This window comes from Agreia bicolorata, from assembly GCF_000938265.1.
Classification (GTDB): Bacteria; Actinomycetota; Actinomycetes; order Actinomycetales; family Microbacteriaceae; genus Agreia; species Agreia bicolorata.
On sequence record NZ_JYFC01000005.1, the window covers coordinates 85,494 to 106,583 of the forward strand.

Genomic DNA, 21,090 nt, shown 5'->3' on the forward strand with positions numbered 1-21,090 from the left:
GCTCGTTCGATTCAGAGCGAGCTATCGGTCAGAGCCGCGGATCCACGGGCTCCGACTCCATGGCGAGTACCCCGAAGACCGCCTGGTGCACCCGCCACAGGGGTTCTTCCGCAACGAACCGCTCGACCGCTTCCACTCCGAGGGCATACTCGCGCAGCGCCATCGAGCGCTTGTGCCCGACGTCTCGGTCGCGCAGGCGAGCGAGGTTCTCGGGGTCGAGGTAGTCCGGTCCGTAGATGATGCGAAGGTACTCGGCACCACGCACCTTGATACCCGGCTGCGCCAGAGCCCGGGTTCCGCGAGCAAGGCCAGCCGTCGGCTTCACGACCATGCCCTCTCCACCGGCGCCGGTGAGTTCCTCCCACCACGCGGTGGCGGCGGCCTCAGACTCGGGCGAATCCAGGTCGACCTCGATTCTTTTCGTGCGGCGAATCAGCTCGGCATCGGCATCTGCCAGCCTGTCGGCGATGGCGAGGTGCCAGACGTGCTCCTGGCCCAGCTGGCTGGCCCCCTCGGATGCGAGCAGCTGGAAGGGTGCGAGCTGCACGCCGTCGAGACCCGAGACCGGCTGGCTGTATCGCCGGTAGGCATCACGGTAGGCCTCGGCATTGGATGCGCGCCGCTGGGTGCGCGTCAGCAGCTCGTCAACGTCGACTCCACGCTCGACTGCAGACTGCAGCGTGCGCACCGCGGCGGGCAGAGCGGATGTCGCCGCCGCCGCAACGCTCGCGTACTGCTCACGGATCATCGAATCTGCCTTGAGCGACCACGGCAGAAGCTCGGCATCGAACAGAAGCCACGAGGTCGAGAGTTCACTCCACAGCCCGGCGGTCTCGACCGCGCGATCGAGGCGCGACAGGAACTCCTTCGTCGTTGCCTCGTCGAAGAACGGCCTGCCAGTGCGCGTGTGAACCGCCCCGAGCCATCCGTTCGGCGCACCGAAACGTGCCGGGTCGCGCGTGAGTAGAACGACGGCGCGGGAGCCCATGTGCTTCTCTTCGCAGATCACCCGGCCGATGCCTTCTCGCCGGTACGCAGCGAACGCTTCTGCCGGGTGCTCGAGAATTCCGTCGCGCGTCGACACGTGAGGTGGACTCATGGTGGGCGGCAAATACACGAGGCGTCGAGGGTCCGTCGCGAAACGACTCATGACCTCGAGTGCTCCGGCGGCATTGTCTTTTCGAATGCCGACCTTGCCGAACGCCCGCGTCTCGATGACCTGCTTGCCGAGCACATCCGAGATTTTCAGGAGTATCGGATCGCGTGTGGCAGACTCGCCGGGCCGTTCCCCGCCCGAGCCGGGCCCGCCGAGCGGAACCACAGGCTCGTACCAGACCTTCTCGGCCGGCACATCGACGACCTCCTTTTCGGGGTAACGCAGTGCGCTGAGCTTGCCGCCGAACACGCATCCGGTGTCGAGACACATCGTGCCGTTCACCCACTCCGCCTCAAGAGTCGGAACGTGGCCGTAGAGGACCGTTGCCTTGCCCCGGTACTCCTCGGCCCAGGCCAGGCGAACCGGCAGACCGTATTCATCGGTTTCGCCCGTTGTGTCGCCGAACAGCGAGAAAGCCCGCACCCTGCCGGAGGCGCGCCCGTGATACTTCTCGATGAGACCCGCGTGAGCAACGACGAGCCTGCCGTCGTCGAGAACGAGATGCGCGACGAGATCGCGACAGAAGCGCAGAACCTCCTGGCGGAACTCCTCGGTCTCGTTCGAGAGCTGGGCGAGGGTCTCGGCCAGACCGTGGGTGGTCTGAACCTTCTTGCCTTCGAGGGCGCGCACGAGTTTCGCCTCGTGGTTGCCGGGAACGGCCAGCGCGTGACCGGCCGCGACCATGCCCATGGCGAGCCGCAGAACTCCCGGAGCATCGGGGCCGCGATCGACGAGGTCGCCCAAGAAGATCACGCGGCGTGCTTCAGGGTGTACCGCGTCGACGGGGCGCCCTGCGTCGTCTCGAACGAGGTCGTAGCCAAGCTTGCCGAGCAGCGCCTCGAGTTCTGACCGGCAGCCGTGAATATCGCCGATCGCGTCAAACGGACCCGACTCCTCGCGGCGGTCGTTGAGCAGTGGTTCGCGCACGAACTCCGCCGACGCGATCTCGTCGACGCCCGAGAGCACGTGCACCCGGCGGAAGCCTTCCTTGCCGAGGTGTTTGAGAGACCGCCGCAGCTGGTCGTGCTGGCGTTTCACGACGGATGCGCCGAACGCCCGGTCGGTGCGGCCGGCATTGCGTTCGACGCAGACGCTCTGGGGCACGTCGAGCACGATCGCGACCGGCAGTACGTCGTGTTCGCGAGCCAGCGCGATGAGCGAGCGGCGCGCATCCGGCTGCACGTTCGTGGCGTCGATGACCGTCAGGAGACCCGCATCGAGGCGCTTGCCTGCGACGAATCTGAGGGCTTCGAATGCCGCCGGTGTCGCGGCCTGATCGTTCTCGTCGTTCGAGACCAGCCCACGAAAGAAGTCGCTCGACAGAGTCTCGAACTGACCGAAATGGGTGGCGGCGAAAGTCGACTTGCCGGAGCCGGAGGCGCCCACCAGCACAACGAGAGCCATGTCGGGGATGGGTAGACGCGTCATCGATCGACCACCTTTCGGAAGAGGGCGAGCTGGGTCGGAGACCCGACATCGGGAGCGACCTCGCCGACGGTGCGGTGCTCGACGACATAGCCATGGCGCGCCGTGACTCCGTCTGCCCACGCCGCGAATTCAGCTCGTGACCATTCGAAGCGGTGATCGCTGTGCCGGAAAGCGCCCGCCGGCAATGACTCGAACTGGCTGTTGTAATCGCTGTTCGGTGTCGTCACGATGACTGCACCCGGGCTCGCGGCCCCGAAGACCGATGCCTCGAGAGCGGGAAGTCGATCGAGGTCGACGTGTTCGATCACCTCCATGAGCACGATCGCGTCGAGCCCGGCAATGCGGTCGTCTTGGTAAGTCACCGACGACTGCAGGAGCTGGATTCTCTCGCGCAGGCGGTCGCTGGCCTCGCGCAGGTTGAGAGCCCGTTCGGCTCGGATCAGCACGCCGGCAGAGACGTCCGTTCCGATGATCTTCGTGAAGGCAGGATCGGCGACAAGACGCTTCAGCAGCGCGCCTTCGCCGCATCCGACGTCGGCGACCGAACGCGCGCCGACGTCTCGAAGCGCCGCGAGCACCGCCTCCGCCCGCTGCGGAGCGAGCGGGGCGGGACGCGAGGCCTGCACCAGCGCAGCCTGCTCGCCAGCCGCGCCGTCGTCGAGATCGCGTGGTCGAGCATCCACTGCCAGCAGCGTCGTGGCCTCGTCGACCATCGACCGCTGGTGCGCGAGGTAGCGCCGCGTGATGAGTTCGCGCTCCGGGTGATCAGGCAGCCAGCCCTCGCCGGCGCGGAGAAGCTTGCCGACCTCGTCGTCTGACACCCAGTAGTGCTTGGCGTCGTCGAGCACGGGCAGCATCACGTAGAAGTGTCGAAGCGCGTCGCTGAGTCGAACATCGCCGCGAAGAACCAGATCGACATAGACGGAATCTCCCCACGCCGGGAATTGCGGGTCGAGCGGAATCGGCGTTTCCTCGACTCGCCATCCGAGCGGCTCGAACAGGCGGGTGACCAGGCCGGCGGTGTCGCGCCCCCGCGCAGGCACGGCCGAGACCGTGATCTCGAGCGGCAGGGCGGATGCCGCGAGTTCGGGAAAAGACTCGCTCGTTCCGTTCATGGCCGTGCGAAAGACCTGCCCCAACGCAACAGCGACCATCGAGGAGGATGCATAGGGGCGGTCGTTGACATAGCGCCCCAGCGTCGCGGCGTCACTGCCCTGAAAACGCTTGTCGCGGACCAGCCCGACGGGATCGACTTCGAGCATCATCGCCACCGTGCAGCGCTCGTTCGAGACCTCGGGGTAGAAGACGTGCGCCGTGCCGACTCCGAGCGAGAACTCCTGGGCGCGGTCGGGGTGCTTGCGCAGCAGATGGCTCAGATTGGATGCATCGGGTGCGGTCGATGTGACGGTGACGAGCATGTGAGTCCTTACTTGCGGCAGGCAAGGTTGGCGGGCGGTCAATCCCCCGGATCATCGTGCATGCCCCCGCGCACGCGTTGTCAGCCTACCTGTTGGAAACGCGACAGAGTTTGCGTCATTGGTGTGTTCCCGCTCGTTCTCCGGACCGAGCGTTGGCTAGTCTCGGAAATGAGCCCGTCCAAGGCGCATCTACCCGGTAAGGATGCGTCCAGCCCACAGTCGGTGAGGGTGGCTGCCCGTTCGAGCCGGGCCGGGTCCGGGAGTCTCACGGATGCTGCGGGCACGGTCGGAGACTCCACTTCCGGTCTTGTGTCCATGGCCCGACCTGAGCCAGCGCCAGTGTGAAAGGAAAGACGCGTGAGTTACGTCCCCAACGAGCTCCTAGCCCGACTCGTCGGGTTCCGCATGTATTCAGTAAATTTCGTCATGGATCGGTTGCAGCTCGGCTTCGACAGCAATACGGATGATGAGCCGTTCCTGAACTGTGATGTGTGGCCAGAGGTCACGTTTGACGGCGAGATCTTTCGCGAGCCAGATCGAGGCTACGCCGACGCTTTGAGGAGGTTGATCCCTAGTACAGTCCTCGAAACTAGGGAAGGGACCGGTCTGGGCCTGGTGCTCGTGTTTGAGCGCGGGTCGATCAAAGTGCACCCGAAGGTCGAAGACGTTTACGTCGAAATTGCGATGCTTAGCGGTTTTACCGACCGCGAGTGGATGGTTTGGCGTCCAGGCGAGGAATCGTTTGAAGACCTGGGGGTCTAGTGGCTCGGCCCTAGAGCAAGCGTTGCTATGACGAGATGGAGAGCCGCCAGTTCCTCGGACGAGGGGTTCCCGGGATTGCCAACTCGCCGAGTTCCAACCGATCGTGTCTAAGGACTGGGTGCCCCAGTCATCGAACGTCGACAACTGCGCAACCGACCCGCCAACGGCTTGCGCTGCGGTGGTGCCGAGTCCGTCGAGGAGCGCCCAGGAGGCGTCCTTTCCGTCCGCGGTCTGCAACGCGACTTCACCGAAGGCGTCGCGCATCAGGGTGCTGGTTCCGGATGCCGGATTCGACTGCTGAACAATCGACGTCCCGTCCCACACGCTCTTCATCGTCTGCGAACCCAAGCTCGACGTTTCGGTGAAGGATGTCGCCGGCCTCATCGTAGATCTGTTCAGGTCTCATCGCGGACCGACTTGGATCCCTCCGGGCGGCTCCCACCAGCCAAATAAGAGAACACGCTGACGAAAACAACTACGAAAGCAATACCGATGGCCCACCACGGCGGTCCAGGCCTCCAAAAGCTGCCCCAAGAGACGGCAAACCCCACAGCCGAAGATATGGCAGCGGCGACCGCTGACCCTAAGCGCCCGATCGAAATCGGAACTCGAATACGCGAGAAACCCTTTCTTGCGGCGCTTACAACAATTGCCATGACAAATCCGATAAAACCGCCACCGAACGCGACAAGCGGAATATAGAGGGCAAGCATCGGGGCGACCGACAAGTACGCCAGGGAAGTGCAAATGTGAGCTGCAACTGCAAAGGCAACGTTTAGCAGGACAGCAAACGGCACGAGTGACACGCGTCGCCTGCACTCTCGTGCTCCCGGCGGCAGATCAGGCAAGATTCCCCCGCCCATAAAGGCCGAGGAATCCACATGCCGGACACGTGTATTGCATTCGTGCTCACCCTCCAATGATGCCGTCGGTCGGCTACGTCCTACCCGCTTGGCCATAGCGATGAGTTGTGGCTGTTGCAACTGCCGCCATGGCTCCACAAAATATGCCGGAGTACCAGGCGGGAAAGTTTCCACCAGACAAGAGCAGAGGGGGTACATAGGTCAGTACGAATGTAAACGCGAAGGCCCCAAGCCCCGAGTACAAGGGCTGGAACCGGGTCGGCAGGGATTTTGTAAGCCTCATTGTCGCCAATGACCCCAGCCCCCCAACGAGACCTACAAAGACCGTGGGGATGAGGAAAACTGCAAGCAGGCCAACGAAATAAAGTCCGACTCCCGTGAATAAGGAATAGACCCAGAACACCAATGCTACGAGAGCGAGTGCGGCGGCACTGCCCACAGCCATTGTTCTCAGCAACAGTGCCGGAAACCGGCCACGTGGAATGTCGTTTCGTTCAGATATGCGTTCCACTATATGTAGAGCCTTTTCATGATGATCTCGAAACCGATCGTCGACATTCAGCCGTCCATTGATTGACCCGCCTGCGACAAATGCCCTGTGTGTCATTTCGCCTAGCCGTTTGACGGCGGACGATAGAAAGCGCCATTCGCTTCCATCACGAGTACTGGGCCGCGCTGGGTCGCGACCGCTTCGTCGAGATGAATGGATTTCAATTCCAGGAATTCGCGCATCGTGCGCCAAGGGTTGTCCGTGTCTGGCCCCTGCACTCGACGTAAGGACTGCTCAAGCGCGACAGGATCCATAATGCATTTCACGTATCCGCAAAGGGTTTCAACGAAGACGCCGGCCTCGGTTGATGACTGAAACGCAGTCTTGTCCAGATCCAGGTCGGCAAACTCAAGCACGCTATCCAGTAGTTTCTGCTGCTCTGGTGTAATCCCTAACATTCCTTCTTCCATTCCTCTCTGAGGTAAGCCGAGCCACCCTGGCATCGAGATCCCACGAGTGCGCAGACCGACCCCGTCTTTTGGACGGCAATCGTGTGGTCGAAGTAGCTGAACTCACTTTCGTAGACCAAGGTCCTGTTTCGCTTTCGGTGCCGGAGATCGGGATTCATCAGCGTCGCTTCAAATACGTCAGGAATCATCACAGATTGCGCCATCTGCGAATGTGCTCTTCAACCGGAGAGCCGGCTCCATCTGGTCGGTACCGACTGCTCCACCTTGGCCTAGCCAGAGCAGCCGATGTCGGGTCCGGCGCCGTCTCACTGACAGCGGTCGGATGTACCGGCACTGGCCGGACCGTTCGCTCGAGGCTCTCCGTTGATGCCATCCCAGAACACCCACACGTGGTCACTGACCGGGTACCTGGTCACTCAGATTGGTTCGTGGTCGTATAGAGCGAACACGCATCCTCTGTGACCTTGCCGTCTGGTTGGAGCCACTCTTCAGTAGGCAACCCTCCGTCAGGTACCGTAAAGGCCGCGTAGGCGGTCGTATCGGGGGCTTTGGACACACCGACCAAGATCTCGTCCCCCGGCGAAAGATCGAGCGCCTGCTTCGTCACGACGGTGCCAGCCTTGACCGCAGTCTCACTTATCAACTGGTTACGTTCAAGAGCGACATCGAAGGATTCGACCTCAAGGATCGTCTGCCATTCTTGGCTAGATTTCTTGCGCTCTGTCACCTCGAGGCCAACGATTCGTCCCGTGGTGCACGACATTATCTGAAGCGCACCGTCCACCTGTTGAACAGGAAATGGCGCCCTCGCGGAATCCTCGACCATGAAACAACCGGCGAGCGTTAGCACTAAGACCCCGCAGAGCACCGATATAACGAGACGCCGCATTATCGCCAACCTTCACCCTCCCCGAGTTAGGAAGCCAGCCTGCGCCCCTCGATCAGCAATTCGCTCAGTTCGCGGTCGATAGATAAGTACATAGAGCGGGCCCATCGCGAAGGCGACACCAATGGCCCACCACGGTGGCCCAGGATCCCAGAGGGATTTCCATGACAAAGCGAAGCCAACGGCTGGCACGAGGCCGGCTGCGACTGCGGAAACAATTCTCACAGGAAGCTTCGAGAGACGGAAACGAACCATCACACTTCCGACTGCCCATATTAAAAGCGCTACGCCAAGCCCGATTGCCACACCCCATAGGGCCGCGACCGGAAGATAGAGAATGAGGAAGCCCGCGACCGACATGTACGAAGCAGTGGTTGCGAGATGCGCAACACCAGCAAAAGTTACTGCCGCAAGAACAACGGAGGCTAGGGGCGAAATGCGATTTAGGCGTCTCCGGGTTTGCCGGTCATGTTCAACCATCATGACCTCGCCCGTATTTTGCTATCGCGTTTCACCAAGAATCCGGCCCATCTGTCGTCTGAGCGACGGAGGAAGAAGGGCAATCATCTGTGGTTCCCCAATGAGATTCTCCAGGAACATCACCGAGATGCACTCCTCAATAATTTCCTCGCCGGTCCGGTACGCGGACTCGAGCATCTGAAACATCCTCTGAACGACCGGGAAATGACTGTCGGCGTGCGCGGTGGCCCAGAAGGTGTACTCACTCATCGCTATGTAGACCAACCCATAGCCCTCTTCGGCGTTCACGTTGTCGTCGTAAATTGCTTTCAAATCTGGATGGAGCTCTGCCACCTGCTCGTCCAACACACGAACTTTCTCGAAGTCGGCCTCCGAGTAGATCGGGCCAACCCACCTACCCATTAGTAGACACCGTGCATTGCGTTCACAATCTGATTTATTAGGTTGTTTGCCAGTTCGCGCTCATAGGGAGATGCGTTGGGGTTCTGTCTCAAGAAATTATTCAACCCATTGATTGTCTGTTGCGCCTTGTCCGTGTGGAATCTTCCGCCCACCATCTCGCCAGTGATGAACTCCTCCTTCAACGCGGCCATGAGCGTACCGTCACCTGTTCGTGTGGAGTTAGTCGTTCCCTTGTAAATATTGTCAATCAAGTTGACCAATTTAGGGGTTTCCGCGCTCGGCTTCACTGCGGCAGCAACCTCACCGGCTGCCGGGGCTTTTATGATTCCGGGCGGAAGCATCTCGTCAATTCCGGATGAGATCGCCCCAGGCCTTCCCGACGTCTTGTGGATCAAGATAAGAAGTAGGACATCGACGACTGCCCAGCAGAGTTGAGCTTGGATCTCATTGTTGATGCAGTCGACAGAGCCGTTGGTGACTGCGTTCGGCCCGCACGCCCTGTACCAACTTCTTCCTGAAGTACCGCTTGCTGTGCAGGTTGAATCCGCAGGGATATAACCGGGGTGATCTTCGTCATAGCCTTGGACGTGACGAGCAGGAATTGACTGCAGGTTGCCGGAGGGGTCGTAGCTGTAGACCTCGGGTTCCCACTCCATCGTGTGCTGGCCACCATCTGACGCATATGCTTCCATGACCCGCAGAGAGGGAATTGACTTGACCGGTGTTGGCTTCACCTGACATGGTCCGCCGTATAGGTACGCGCCGGAGTTGTCCGCGTAGCAGTAGCCGAGCAGATCCTGTCGGCCCGTCGGGCCATTGTCGACGTAGGCGTATCGACCGAGTGACTGCGGCTCCGTGAGCAGCCCACGCCACGAGTCCTGCGACATCCACGACCCAGTGGTCGGGTCATAGCTGCGGGAGTAGTAGTTATTCACCCCGTAACCTGCATCGGTGGTCTCGCCGGTGTAGTTGACGGCAGAGTTCCAACCGATGGTGTCGAACGACTGGTTGCCCCAGTCATCGAAAGTCGACAACTGCGCAACCGACCCGCCCACGGCTTGCGCTGCGGTGGTGCCGAGTCCGTCGAGGAGTGCCCAGGAGGCGTCCTTTCCGTCCGCGGTTTGCAAGGCCACTTCCCCGAAGGCGTCGCGCATGAGGGTGCTGGTTCCGGATGCCGGATTCGACTGTTGAACAATCGACGTTCCGTTCCAGACACTCTTCGTCGTCTGCGAACCCAGACCCGACGTCTCGGTCGTGCTCAACTGGCGACCGAGACCGTCATAGGCGTAGGCCGACGAACGTCCCTCACGACTCACACCGGTAAGGCGGTTGTCGGTCTGGTAACTGAAGTCGGTCGTCACACCGTTCTCGTTCTGGGTGGTGCGGTTTCCGTTGCCGTCATACCCATAGCTCGACGACGCACCATTGCTGGTGCTGCCGGTGAGCTGGTTCGCCTCGTTGAACGACGCCATCACATCGGTCGTGCCCGCATCCGTCGTGGTTGTTGCCTGGACTCGGTTTCCTGCGGGGTCGTAGGCGTACTCGGCCGTGTTGCCCTTGCTGGTTTCGCTTCCGATGAGCCGATTAAGGCTGTCGTAGGCGTAGTCGCGGGAGTCGACATCCGGGGTCTCAAGCACCGACGGGAACGCCGGCGTCGGGTCCGGTGCCTCGACTGACGGCGCAGTTCCCGCATCCGGCGCCGCACCGGTGTCGGGGAGCGCCGGGTCGTCGAGAGCGCCAAGGGTTCGCGTGGCGTTAGCCACGTTGCCGGCGGGGTCGTACGTGTAGTCGAAGGTGATGGTGTCGACGTTCTCGACCGGGTTCGGCAACGCCGGAACGGTGCGGCGGTCGAGGTAGTCGCCCGTCTTCACACACTCGTTCGACACCGAGCCTGCGGCTGGGATGGCCCGGTTGTCGAGGTATCCGGCCGCGGTTACGCACTGCTCGACCTCGGTCGACACCGGCTTCTTTGCGACAGCCCCAGGGGCAACCGTGGGTGCCGGCGCGGGATCAGCAGCAGGGCTCGCAGGGGCGATGTGCTGAATCTGGGTAACCCTGTTCGCCGCGTCATACGCGTAGTCGGTGGCGACACCGGTCGAACGGAGCATGTTGGTGAGGTTGCCGGCCGGATCCCATTCGTAGGCGATGTTGCCCCACGGTGAGGTCTGCGCCATCGGACGGCCTGCGTCGTCGTACTCGTATCCGATCGACTCACCAGTTGGCATCGTCAGCGCGGTCAACTGCTGGGCTGCATCGTACGTGTAGCCGAGGCGTGACCCGTTGGCGTCGATCTGCTCGGTCATGAGACCGTTCGCGTCGTACTTCCACCCGGTGACCCCGAGCGGGTCGGTCATGGCGATGGGCTGCTGGTTCGCGTCGTACTCGAACGAGACACTCGACCCCGGATACGAGACCTGGGCCAGATCGGAGCGGGACGTGTAGGAGTAGTTCGTTGTCTGCCGGTTGCCGTCGACCTGCGACGCCAAACGACCCAGGCTGTCGTACGAGTAATCCCACGACTTTCCGAGCGGGTTCGTCTCCGACGTGACCTGACCGGCCGCGTTGTAGTCAAACAGGGTCTTGTGCCCGTTCGGGTCCAGGATCGAGGCCAGGTTGCCGGTGTCGGTCCAGTCGTACACCGTCGTCACGTTCACGTCCGAGGTGCCCGTCGCCGCAGCATTCACGTTGGCGTCGAAACCCTCGATCACCTTGGCGAGTTGCCCGGCGGGATCGTAGGAGTAGCGGGTCTCATTGCCATTCGCATCGACCATCGACGTCTGCTGGCTGTTCAAGTCATAGCCGTAGGCGGTGGTCGAGCCGACGGCGTTCGTCGTCGATGCGACGGTTCCGGTCAGGTTGTATGCGGTGGTTGTCGTGTTGCCGTTCGCGTCTGTGATCGACGTCAACCGACTGACCGCGTCGTACCCGTACGACGTGGTGTCGCCGAGCGGGTTCGTCGCTGCGGTCACCCGTCCGAGCGGGTCATACGAGACCGTGCTCGAACGCCCGAGAGCGTCGATCTGCTCCTGCACCCGACCAGCCGGGTCATAGACCAGTTGCGTTGCCGCGCCGGTAGGGTCGACCGATCCAGTCAGTTGCCCGTTCGCGTCATACGTGAGCGTCGTCTCGTTACCGCGCCGGTCAGTGGATGCGACGAGGTTCGAGTCCACGTCGTAGGTGAACGTCGAGGTTTCGCCCTGCTGGTCGGTGACCTTCGTGATGCGGTCGAGCAGGTCGTACACGTACGAGACACTGTTACCGTCAGCATCAGTCGACTTCTCGACGCGTCCGACCTCGTCATACGAGGTCGACGACGTGATGCCCGTCGGACCAGTCACCTTCGTTGCACGATTGAGCTCGTCATACACGTACGTGGTCTTGGCGCCTGCCGGGTCGGTCTGGCTGACCAGGTTTCCGGCCTTGTCGTACTCGCGGGTCCACTTGCCGCCCTTCGGGTCGACCACGGTCACGGGCCGGTACAGGTCATCGAGCACGAACGACGTCACGTTGCCGAGCGGATCAGTGGTCTTCGTCAACTCGTCTTCGGTGTTGTATTCGTAGTTCGTCGTTCCTCCGTCGGGGGCAGTGACGGCCACGAGGTTGAACGCGTTGTTCCACGAGTACGAGGTCACGGCGCCGGCCGCATCTGTCGAGCTGGTGAGGTTGTCGTTCGCGTCGTAGGTGTACGACGTGACGCCGCCCATTGCATCCGTCTTCGAGACCAGCCGGTCTCCGGCATCCCACGCCAGCGTCGTCGTCGCGCCCGTCGGGTCGGTGGTCGATGTCACCCGGTTGGCGCCGTCGTAGACGAACGTGGTGACGTTGCCGTTCGGGTCGGTCAGTGCGGTGACGTTGCCGCGATTGTCGTAGGCATACGTCGTCGTGGTGCCTGAGGGCGTCGTCGACGAGGTCAGGTTTCCCTGGCCGTCGTAGCTGCGATCGAGTTCGGTGCCGTCAGCCTGGGTGATGCCGGTGACCAAGCCGAGCGGGTCGACCTGGTAGCTGGTCGTGCGCTCGGCCCCATCCGGCCCGCCCTCATCGGTCTGGGATGCGAGCTCGCCGGTCGGTGTGTACGTGAACTTCGTCGTTGTGCCGTCCGGCAGAACGGTGGATGCGACGTTGCCGGTCGCGTCGTACGTATAGGCCCATTCATGGCCGGCTTCGTCGGTGTAGCTCGTGACCTGGTCGAGGTCGTTATAGACGTAGGCGGTCGAGTTGCCCGCCGCATCCGTCTTTCCCGTGATGCGGTGCTGCGAATCATAGGAGAAGACCGTTTTGGTGCCCTCGTTGTCGGTGTAGGTCGTCTTGCCCGCGGCGGTGTCGTAACTCAACGAGCGCACGTTTCCGTCGCCATCGACCTGCTTGGTCACTCGTCCATCAGCATCGAACTCGTTCGTCAGATAGGTGACTCCGAGTGCATCGGTGGCCGTGACCATACGGTGCGCGTCATCGTAGGAGTACGCGCGGACCCGACCGTCGGGGTTCGTGATCGACGTGAGATTCGTATTCGCGTCGTAGCCGAGGCTCCAGGTGCGGCCGTCGGGGTGAGTGAACGAGGTGAGCCGGCCCACGGCATCCGACCCGACCGTGATCGTCTGGCCCGCGGCATCGGTGATCGACTGCAGCGGAGCGAACTTGTTCACCCGCCAGTCGGTCGCCCCATACGTGAGAGTTGTCGCGTTGCCCTGTCGGTCGGTGTGCTTCACGAGCTCGCCGACACCATCGACATCGGCTGCATCGAACACCCACGACTCACCGTCAGCCGCGGTCAACGTGAGCTGGTTGTTGCCGTCGTTGGTCAGCGTCTGGAACAGGCCGGGTTCGCCGATATAGCCGCCCGACCCGTCGGAGGCGAAGTCGAATGTGGCTCCGTCGTTGCGCACCACAAGCACCGAGCCGTCTTCGTAGCGTTGCGCCCGGGCGCCGAACGCGAACGACCAGCCCGCACCGACCCGCGAGTCTCTGCCGTCGAGCGAGTTGTAGATCAGATTCAGGTCGAGATCGGAGTTGCCCGGACCGGAGAGCTTGAACAGGGGTGCCGCCTCGATGAGGTTACCGGTCGAGAACGACACCGGCTCCGCACCGTACAGCTGGTAGTTCTGGTATCCGAGGTCACGCCAGTGATCGAGCTGCGCCTGGGTCGGACGCCCCGGAAGACCGCCAGTGACGGGGTCGATGCAGTTGAAACGATCGGCCAGGTACACGCTGAGCGACGCCGTGACGCCGGCTGAGATGAACGCGAAACCCGCGGGGTCATCGATGTACGCGCGGTCGTAGTTGCTGTCCATGAACAGCGTCTCGAAGTGCGTGTAGGCACCAGGCACGTTGTTGAACTCGGGAGCGGGCAGGTAGGGCAGGTTGCCCGCCTTGAACGGGCGCTGCACATAAGCCGGCATCGTCGACAGCACGGAGTCGCCCAACGCCTGATCCTGCGGATTGCCCCGATAGTAGACGCGGCCACCAGACTCGGTACCATCGGCATCCCAAGCCTCATCGGTATGGATCGCGTCGAACGCCAGCGTGATCGTGGCATCAGGGTTCGCCGCCGCCGCGATGTCGGCACGCAACTGCGTCGACACGATCGGCGTGTTCGGATCCTCCCGCGTAATCGTCACATCAGCGCGACAATTCGTCTGCAGCCGATCCCGCACCTGCTGAGCAAGAGCAATATTCAGCGGCAACTCATGTAACTCAGGGGCAGGCTGCGTCACATAGGCCAGATCGTCGTCGGGATCGAGAACGATCTTCGGTCCGGGAGGCGCGATGAACGCAACGCCGATCACGACCATCTGCGATAGGTGACCCGACTCACCCCGAACCACGCCGGCGTCCGCGTCGTACACAGAGGGAAGCGCGACCCAGGGATCACCCGCGTTCTCCCGGGTGTAGATCTGTAGCGACGAAGGATCGAGACCCTTGATCTGTTTGTCCGACACCGCCATCTCCAGCGCGACACCGGGAACAACGTCTGTCGCCACCTGAGTGCCATCAGCCTGATCAGTGATCGTCGCCTCCGCCGGGAAGGCCGTGATGTCGTCACCGGAATCGGTGGTCGCTGAGATGTCGACCGGGGTACCCACGACCGTTCCGCCGGTCTCCGACTCGACCGACTTCGTCACAACGTCAGGCAGGGGTGTGATGTCGACGTCAAGTTTCTCGTCGATCTCGTGTCCCGAGAACGTGACCTGCACGTCAGGGTCCTGGGCAGTGACCGTCGATGTCTGGTCGGGGGTGACCGTTCCCTCGCCGGCCGGGTCCGCGACAGGAGCGGGTTCTGTCGGGGCGAGCTGCGTCTTCGCTGCCGCATCGCGCACCTCGGCGAGGGTCTTCTCCGCCTGGCGCTGCGCGACCAAAGCGGGCGATGCGATCGACGGGGTCACGCCGACCGTCAGGGTCAGGGCGAGAATCGCGGTCGTCGTCACGACTCCGCGTGCGAGGGTTTTGCCGTGACGGCGAACCCAGCGGGCCGGTTTGCGCGTCAGTGCGGCGAGCCCGGCCGTGATGGCGGGGCGAGTGCTGCCGCTCACAGGGCTGAACCGACCAGCTCGGCCTCACCCGCGGTCGCACCATCCGCAGCGGCAGCCGCCTTACGGCGACGGATGCGCAGGAGCACACCCAACGTCACCAGAAGACCAGCGATCAGAGCGAGAATGCCGGCGATGCCGAATCCAGTCAACGCCAAACCCGACGTGTCTTTCACGCAGGCTTGAAGCTCCGCCGCGTCTGCCACCCCGTTCGAGTCGTAGTCTTCGAGACCTGTGGCGCACGTGCGGTCACCGCAGATGACGAACTCGATCCAATCGCTGACCTTGTCGCCGTCGGCGTCTTCCTTGCTGTTCGAGCACGTCGCCGACCCGCACACCAACTGCTCCGCGTAGTCCGGGATGCCGTCCTCGTCGCTGTCTGCACGAGAATCCGCACACGTGACCGTGCCGCAGGCGAGCACCTCCGTCCACGACGGAATGCCGTCGCCATCGTGGTCCTCCGTGCCGGTCGCCCCGGTCAAACTACCGGCGACGACCTGCTCGACCACGTCAGGAATGCGATCCCGGTCGATGTCGCAATTCGCCGAATCCGACTCGACCTCGCAATCCGCACCCAACGCAGAGAGCAACATGGGTGCGACGTTCACCACCGACGAAACGGCAGGAGCGGCGGATGCCGCCTGAGCCGGAGCAGAAACGAATGCCAACCCGACAAGGGCGACGACAGCGAACATGGCGCGGAGCGCACGAAAGAGCACAGACATAGGAAGCCTTCGAGACCAGGAGAAAGGGTATGAGCGGTTCCCCCCGGATGCTCTCGCCCACCGTAGCGATGAAGTCGACCTGTGCACAACCCGCAAAACCGCTACTAAAAACTCGAGAAAGCTTGCACCTCCCAGAATTCGCGGAGATAGCGATCAGATCACCCCAGAACTGGGGGCTTCCTCTGGTCGAGCGCTCCTTCAGCGGGCAAGCGCGCGGTCAGCGAGGGCGCGCCTGCCCGCAAACGGCGCGCTCAAGGGCACTGACTCAGCTGCCGCGGTACGTCGAATACGCGAACGGGCTCAGCAGAAGCGGCACGTGATAGTGCGCCTCGCCATCTGCCAACTCGAACACCACCTGCACCTCGGGGTAGAACGCCGCCTGCCCGAGCGACGCGAAGTACGCGTGCGTATCGAACGTCACGCGGTAGCGGCCGACCGGCACGATTTCGGGGCCGAACTGCGAGACGCGGCCATCGGCATCCGTCACCGCCTCAGCGAGCACGTGCCACTCGTCACCGGCGAGGTGCGCCAACGTGACCGGAACCCCGGCTGCCGGCTGACCCGTCGCCGCATCGAGAACGTGACTCGTGATGTGGCTGCGTCCGCTCATTCGGCCACCCCGATGCCGCGCTCGGTGAAGGTCTTCTCGAGCCGTAGCAGGGCGATCTCGCGCAGCTGCTGTTCGACGATCTCGAACTCCTCGTCGTCGTCGAGGCGGATGCGACGGTTCAGTTCTGCGAGGATCTCCGCTCGGCTGCGCCCGGCGGCACGAATCAGGAACACGCGGTCGAACCGCTTCTCGTAGATTGCGTTGCCCTCGGCGATGGCGGCCACGGTCTCGGCGTCGTCGTCACCCAGCGACTCCTGCTCCGAGCGCGAGAAGCTCTGAGAGGCTCCCTCTCCGACCGGCTTGTCGCCGATGCGCGGGTGATCGGCGAGCGCAGCCTCGACCTCGTCGGGAGTCAGTGGGTTCGCGGCCGTTCGACCGGCCTCGAGCAGATCGTCGACCGAGGCAAACGGAGCCTGCTCAGCGACCTCGTCAATCCAGCGCGGCACAGCCAGGCACGCGCGCAGGTCGACGCGCAGATGATCGACGCGATGCTGGTCGGCAGAGTGATCGTTCATGACCGGCCTTTCGGGCACTGTGCACCCCCGCCGTGGTGCGCGGGCGACACCTTAATTCTATTCGGCGACTCCCCCGCGAGCCGTACGATGAGGCCATGTCGAATGCTCCCGCGTCCGTCACCGGAGTGGTTCTCGCTGCCGGCGCAGGCACCCGCTTCGGAACACCGAAAGCACTCGTCAAATCTGACGATGGCACATCGTGGCTCGCCAATGCCGTTCGCAGCCTGCTCGGGGGCGGATGCTCGCCCGTGCTCGTCGTACTCGGCGCGGCTGCCGACGAGGCGAATGCCCTGCTCCGCCGTTCCTTCTCTGACACAGAGAGCGTGCAGGTCGTGCTCGCCGACGACTGGCAGTCGGGCATGGCCGCATCGCTCCGGAGCGCGTTGACGGCCGCGAGTGCCGTTGCGCCGGAGGCCGACGCGGTCGCCATCGTCACAGTCGACGTTCCGTCGCTCGGCGCGGCCGAGGTTCGGCGACTGATCGCGCCCGAGCCGGATGCCGTGGGTCGCCACACCCTGCGCCAGGCGTCGTTCTCGGGTCGCCCCGGGCATCCGGTGGTCATCGGCCGCGCCCACTGGCAGGCGCTGGACGAGAGCCTGACCGGCGACACCGGAGCGCGCCCGTACCTCGTGCAGCACGGGGCGCGCCTGGTCGACTGCTCAGATCTTGGAAATGGCACAGACGTCGATTCGCGCAACGACCCCGCCGGCTGAGGCGCCCGCACCGCACCAGCGTCAGGTCAGATCACGAACGGTATGAGGTGGAGAAGAGGCGGCCATCGAAACTGCCGTGACTGTGACTCTTGTCTGCCCTCTGTTGCTGGATCTCCGCTTCGGTGATGCCCTCGTGCCGAGCCAGCGCGAGAGCGACCTCGGCAAGATCCGCCAGTTCCTCGACCAACGCAGCCCGATCGCCGGCGCGCTCCGCCTCGCACGCCTCCTCGACCAGCTTCTCGCGCAAAGCTGCCGCGTACTCGTCCGGCGTCAGCTCCCGCACCTCGATGTGATGGCCCAGCTCTCGGACAATCTCGGGAACGCGGTCGCGAATGAGTTTTCCCATCCCGCCATTCTGCAGGTCGGACGGCCATCTCGCTGTCGGAGGCGCCCGCCCCGCCGCGCCATAATCGAGTGAAACCCAGATCGACTCCACGGAGGACCGTTATGCCCGTACGCCCCTACCTTCTCGACTGCGACACCGGGGTCGACGACGCGCTCGCGCTGTTCCACCTGCTGAGCGATGACGAGGTGAACCTCGTGGGCGTCTCGACCGTGTCGGGCAACACCTCCGCTGCGCAGGCGGCAGACAACACGCTGCGTTTGCTCGCCGCGGTGGGGCGAACCGATGTGCCGGTGGCCATCGGCGCCCACCACTTCCGCATGGCGGAGTTCGACGGCGGGGTGCCGCACATTCACGGAGACAACGGCATCGGCGGCGTACAGCTGCCCGAGTCGCATGTTGATCCGCTCGCCGAATCCGGCCCGGAGTTCATCGTGCGCATGGCCCATGAATACCCGGGCGAGCTGCGTCTCATCGCCATCGGACCGCTCACCAATCTGGCCCTCGCGCTCGAGCTCGAGCCGCGACTCCCCGAACTCGTCGGTGATCTCACGATCATGGGCGGGGCCGCGCTCGTTCCCGGAAACGCCTCGCCCGTTGCCGAGGCGAACATCATCAACGACCCGCACGCTGCTCAGATCGTGTTCGACGCGCCCTGGACCATCACCATGGTCGGACTCGACGCCACCATGCAACAGCTCATAGAGGCCGACGACCGTGAACGACTGCGCTCCGCTTCCGGAACGATCGCTCCCATGCTCGCCGAGATGCTCGGCGTCTACTTCGACTTCTACGTGTCTGTCTTCGGCAGGCCGTGCTCGTCGCTGCATGATCCGCTGGCCGTGGCGATCAGCACGGGCGAGGTCGTTCCGACCCTCGCGCCGCTGGTGCGGGTGACGGTGGATGCCACGGATGGGCCCGGGCGCGGACAGACGATCTGCGACATGCGCGGCGTCTACAACGGCTATCCGCCGCAGAGCGGAGCGCATGTGCGCGTCGTGCTCGAGGTCGACCGCCCGTACGCTCCCCTGCTGATGGACCGCCTGCTGAGCTTCGCCTGACAACGGGAATCCGCATCCTGGTCTTCACGTTGGCCCCAGCATGACTATTCCAGGAATCACGACCATCGGCCTCATTGGTGCCGGACACATCGGCAGCCAGCTTGCGCGCCTCAGCGTCGCTAGTGGCTACGACGTCGTCATCAGCAACTCCCGCGGCCCGGAGACCCTCAGCGCCCTCGTCGAGGAGCTCGGACCCAAGGCCCGAGCGGCCACTGCAGAAGAGGCGGCGGCGGCCGGCGACCTTGTCATCGTGACGATCCCGTTGAAGGCCTACGAGTCGGTTCCCGTGGAGCCGCTCGCCGGCAAGATCGTAATCGACACCAACAACTACTACACGCAGCGCGACGGCAACATCGCCGAGCTCGACTCCAAGTCGACGACATCGGCAGCACTGCTGCAGAAGCACCTGCCCACCTCGAAAGTCGTCAAGGCGTTCAACCACATCGAGGCGGCGAAGCTCACCTCGGAGGCGCAGGCACCCGGCACCGAGAACCGGCGCGCGCTCGTGATCTCGGGCGATAACGGCGATGCGAAGACCATCGTCGCGAGCATCATCGACGGGTTCGGCTTCGACGTCGTCGACGACGGGTCCCTCGCCAACAGCTGGCGCATCGAGCCGGGCACCCCGGCCTACGGGCCGCGCGGAACGGTCGGGGAGATCACCGACATGCTGGCGGCCGCGACCCGCTGACGCGAACGGACTCCGCCCGGAGCCTCTGATCGGGAGGAGTTTCGCGTATCCACCGCTGTAGTCGGCTCGGATGCGCGAATCTCCTCCCGTTTTCCTGCAATCCTGACAATGAGCCGCGACGATCGGACATCGGATCGCGGTGCCGCGTGTGTCGCCCCACAATGTGAGTTGTGAATCGAAAAATCCGCGTTCTACACGTCGTCGGCATCGCGGTTGCGGCGCAGCTGCTCGTCGGCTGCGCCGGCTCCCCCGCACCGGCGAGCGAGCCGACTCCCACGGCCACACCAACGTCAACGTCGAGCGCCGTCTCCGCTGCTGAGAGCTGCGATCAGTTCGGAGACGTCGAAACCACCCTGCACAACGCCCGCACGTCGTTCAGAGAAGGACGTACGAGCCAGCAGGAGTACTCGGGTGCGACACGTCTGGCCGCACGAATTCTCAGCCGCATACCGAGCGAGTCGGGAACGGACGTCGGGGATGCTCTGACAGCACTGCAATCCGTGGCTCCCGCCGCAGCGGTCGGCGTAGTGAAGACCAGCTTCGATCCCGACGGGCCAGAGTGGTCCGCCGCGGTCGACGAGTTCACCGCCGCATGCAAAACAGAAGGAGCCGAGGTTGCGGTCTCAGCATGGACCGGAGGCTAGTGCGGGCGCCCTTCGACAGGCTCAGGGAACGACAGGCTCGGCTCGCGGCGCGCGTCACCAGGGTGTCTCGAGCTCGTCGAGGGCGTCGTACACGCTCGTGATCGACGCGATTCTGGTTCGTCCGTCGCGCACGTCGACGCCGAGCACGCCACTCGCCAGCAGGTTCATCAGGCTCATCGCGGCCGCATAGCTGTCGAACGCCGAAACGCTGTCAACGGGGCACTCCAGCCAGTAGGCGGCTCCCTCGGCATGCCGGCGCGCGGACGAGTCCGAGATCAGCACGACGGGCAGCGCGCGCTCCCTCAGCGCCTGCATGATGAGCGCAAAACCAGACGAACGACGTCGAAAGCCCACAAGAACCACGACGTCACGCGAGCCCAAACCTGCCAGTTCCTCGCCGAGCGACTGCCCGGGCACGGGGGCGAGTCGCACTCGGTCTCGTGCCTGCGCGAGCTGCTGTCGCAGATGCAGCGCCAGCGGATAGCTGTTGCGCAGGCCGATCAGCACGACCTCGCCGGCGCCCGCGATGAGCCGGGCCGCGGCATCCAATCGCCCGTCGTCGAGCCCGGCAAGCATCTTCTGCAGATTCTCGCTCTCTTGCGTGGCGTGCGCGGCGAGCGCCGACGGCGTTCCGGCCGCGGCTCCGACTCCGCCGAGGGGCGCTCCCTGACTGCGCAGGCTGCGGGCATGCTCACGCACCTCGGCCGAGTCGGAGAACCCGAGCCGGCGGAACAGCCGCGATACCGTGGCCTTCGACACCCCGCTCAGCTTGGCGAGCTCGGTGGCGTTATAGACGGCGAGGTCGCCGAGGTGATCGAGGATGAAGTCGGCGGCGCGCTGCTCCTGCGGGGACAGGCCACCGTATTGGCTGTCGATCCGCTGCCCGATCGTGGGCGGCGCGGTCACCAT

16 protein-coding genes are annotated in these 21,090 nt (G+C 63.7%); 5 read left to right on the top strand and 11 right to left on the bottom strand.

All coding sequences use genetic code 11. The features are described from left to right. Positions 1-28 precede the first annotated feature (28 nt). Positions 29-2,584, bottom strand: coding sequence for a polynucleotide kinase-phosphatase (locus TZ00_RS12210; protein WP_044442112.1), 2,556 nt, complete (start codon positions 2,582-2,584; stop codon positions 29-31). Next, entirely contained in the window at positions 2,581-4,002 is a 1,422-nt protein-coding gene (locus tag TZ00_RS12215) for a 3' terminal RNA ribose 2'-O-methyltransferase Hen1 (RefSeq protein WP_044442113.1), read from the bottom strand. The genes TZ00_RS12210 and TZ00_RS12215 overlap by 4 nt, the downstream gene beginning before the upstream one ends. Positions 4,003-4,359: 357 nt before the next feature. Here TZ00_RS12215 and TZ00_RS12220 point away from each other — a divergent pair, with 357 nt between their 5' ends. After that, a complete protein-coding gene (locus tag TZ00_RS12220; RefSeq protein WP_238579678.1) occupies positions 4,360-4,764 on the top strand; it encodes a hypothetical protein in 405 nt (134 codons plus the stop codon). A gap of 1,475 nt (positions 4,765-6,239) precedes the next feature. On the opposite strand, the gene TZ00_RS12225 is transcribed toward TZ00_RS12220, so the two are convergent. From TZ00_RS12225 to uraD, 7 genes are all read right to left on the bottom strand, one after another. Continuing rightward, the gene (locus TZ00_RS12225) at positions 6,240-6,587 is read right to left on the bottom strand and encodes a hypothetical protein (RefSeq protein ID WP_152631184.1); all 348 of its coding nucleotides are present in this window, start codon (positions 6,585-6,587) and stop codon (positions 6,240-6,242) included. Between the two features lie 412 nt (positions 6,588-6,999). Then, a complete protein-coding gene (locus TZ00_RS12235) occupies positions 7,000-7,413 on the bottom strand; it encodes a hypothetical protein (RefSeq protein ID WP_152631185.1) in 414 nt (137 codons plus the stop codon). Between the two features lie 561 nt (positions 7,414-7,974). Continuing rightward, positions 7,975-8,355 (bottom strand): DUF7674 family protein, encoded by a 381-nt coding sequence (locus tag TZ00_RS12240; protein ID WP_044442117.1) that lies wholly within the window; start codon positions 8,353-8,355, stop codon positions 7,975-7,977. Next, positions 8,355-14,882 carry a DUF6531 domain-containing protein gene (locus TZ00_RS12245; protein ID WP_052521537.1) on the bottom strand — a complete coding sequence of 2,176 codons (6,528 nt, stop codon included), beginning with the start codon at positions 14,880-14,882 and terminating at the stop codon, positions 8,355-8,357. Before TZ00_RS12245 ends, TZ00_RS12240 begins: the two co-directional genes overlap by 1 nt. Further along, entirely contained in the window at positions 14,879-15,604 is a 726-nt protein-coding gene (locus TZ00_RS20415; RefSeq protein WP_238579679.1) for a hypothetical protein, read from the bottom strand. Before TZ00_RS20415 ends, TZ00_RS12245 begins: the two co-directional genes overlap by 4 nt. 265 nt (positions 15,605-15,869) lie before the next feature. Next, on the bottom strand, positions 15,870-16,214 hold the full coding sequence (gene uraH / locus TZ00_RS12255; RefSeq protein WP_044442118.1) for a hydroxyisourate hydrolase: 345 nt from the start codon (positions 16,212-16,214) through the stop codon (positions 15,870-15,872). Beyond that, the gene (uraD, locus tag TZ00_RS12260; RefSeq protein ID WP_044442119.1) at positions 16,211-16,729 is read right to left on the bottom strand and encodes a 2-oxo-4-hydroxy-4-carboxy-5-ureidoimidazoline decarboxylase; all 519 of its coding nucleotides are present in this window, start codon (positions 16,727-16,729) and stop codon (positions 16,211-16,213) included. The genes uraH and uraD overlap by 4 nt, the downstream gene beginning before the upstream one ends. Before the next feature lie 95 nt (positions 16,730-16,824). On the opposite strand from uraD, the gene TZ00_RS12265 reads away from it, so the two are divergent. Then, on the top strand, positions 16,825-17,442 hold the full coding sequence (locus tag TZ00_RS12265) for a nucleotidyltransferase family protein (RefSeq protein ID WP_044442120.1): 618 nt from the start codon (positions 16,825-16,827) through the stop codon (positions 17,440-17,442). A 31-nt stretch (positions 17,443-17,473) separates the two neighbouring features. On the opposite strand, the gene TZ00_RS12270 is transcribed toward TZ00_RS12265, so the two are convergent. After that, positions 17,474-17,788, bottom strand: a complete 315-nt coding sequence (locus tag TZ00_RS12270; protein ID WP_044442338.1) for a nucleoside triphosphate pyrophosphohydrolase — start codon at positions 17,786-17,788, stop codon at positions 17,474-17,476. Between the two features lie 101 nt (positions 17,789-17,889). Here TZ00_RS12270 and TZ00_RS12275 point away from each other — a divergent pair, with 101 nt between their 5' ends. The 3 genes from TZ00_RS12275 to TZ00_RS12285 all read left to right on the top strand — a co-directional run bounded on the left by TZ00_RS12275 (position 17,890) and on the right by TZ00_RS12285 (position 20,181). Continuing rightward, a complete protein-coding gene (locus TZ00_RS12275) occupies positions 17,890-18,846 on the top strand; it encodes a nucleoside hydrolase (RefSeq protein ID WP_044442121.1) in 957 nt (318 codons plus the stop codon). Between the two features lie 55 nt (positions 18,847-18,901). After that, positions 18,902-19,537 carry an NADPH-dependent F420 reductase gene (locus TZ00_RS12280; RefSeq protein WP_044442339.1) on the top strand — a complete coding sequence of 212 codons (636 nt, stop codon included), beginning with the start codon at positions 18,902-18,904 and terminating at the stop codon, positions 19,535-19,537. A gap of 170 nt (positions 19,538-19,707) precedes the next feature. Next, positions 19,708-20,181: a hypothetical protein gene (locus TZ00_RS12285; RefSeq protein WP_044442122.1), complete on the top strand. Its 474-nt coding sequence runs from the start codon at positions 19,708-19,710 to the stop codon at positions 20,179-20,181. Positions 20,182-20,235: 54 nt separating this feature from the next. Here TZ00_RS12285 and TZ00_RS12290 read toward each other — a convergent pair whose 3' ends face one another. Further along, positions 20,236-21,090, bottom strand: coding sequence for a MurR/RpiR family transcriptional regulator (locus TZ00_RS12290; protein WP_044442123.1), 855 nt, complete (start codon positions 21,088-21,090; stop codon positions 20,236-20,238).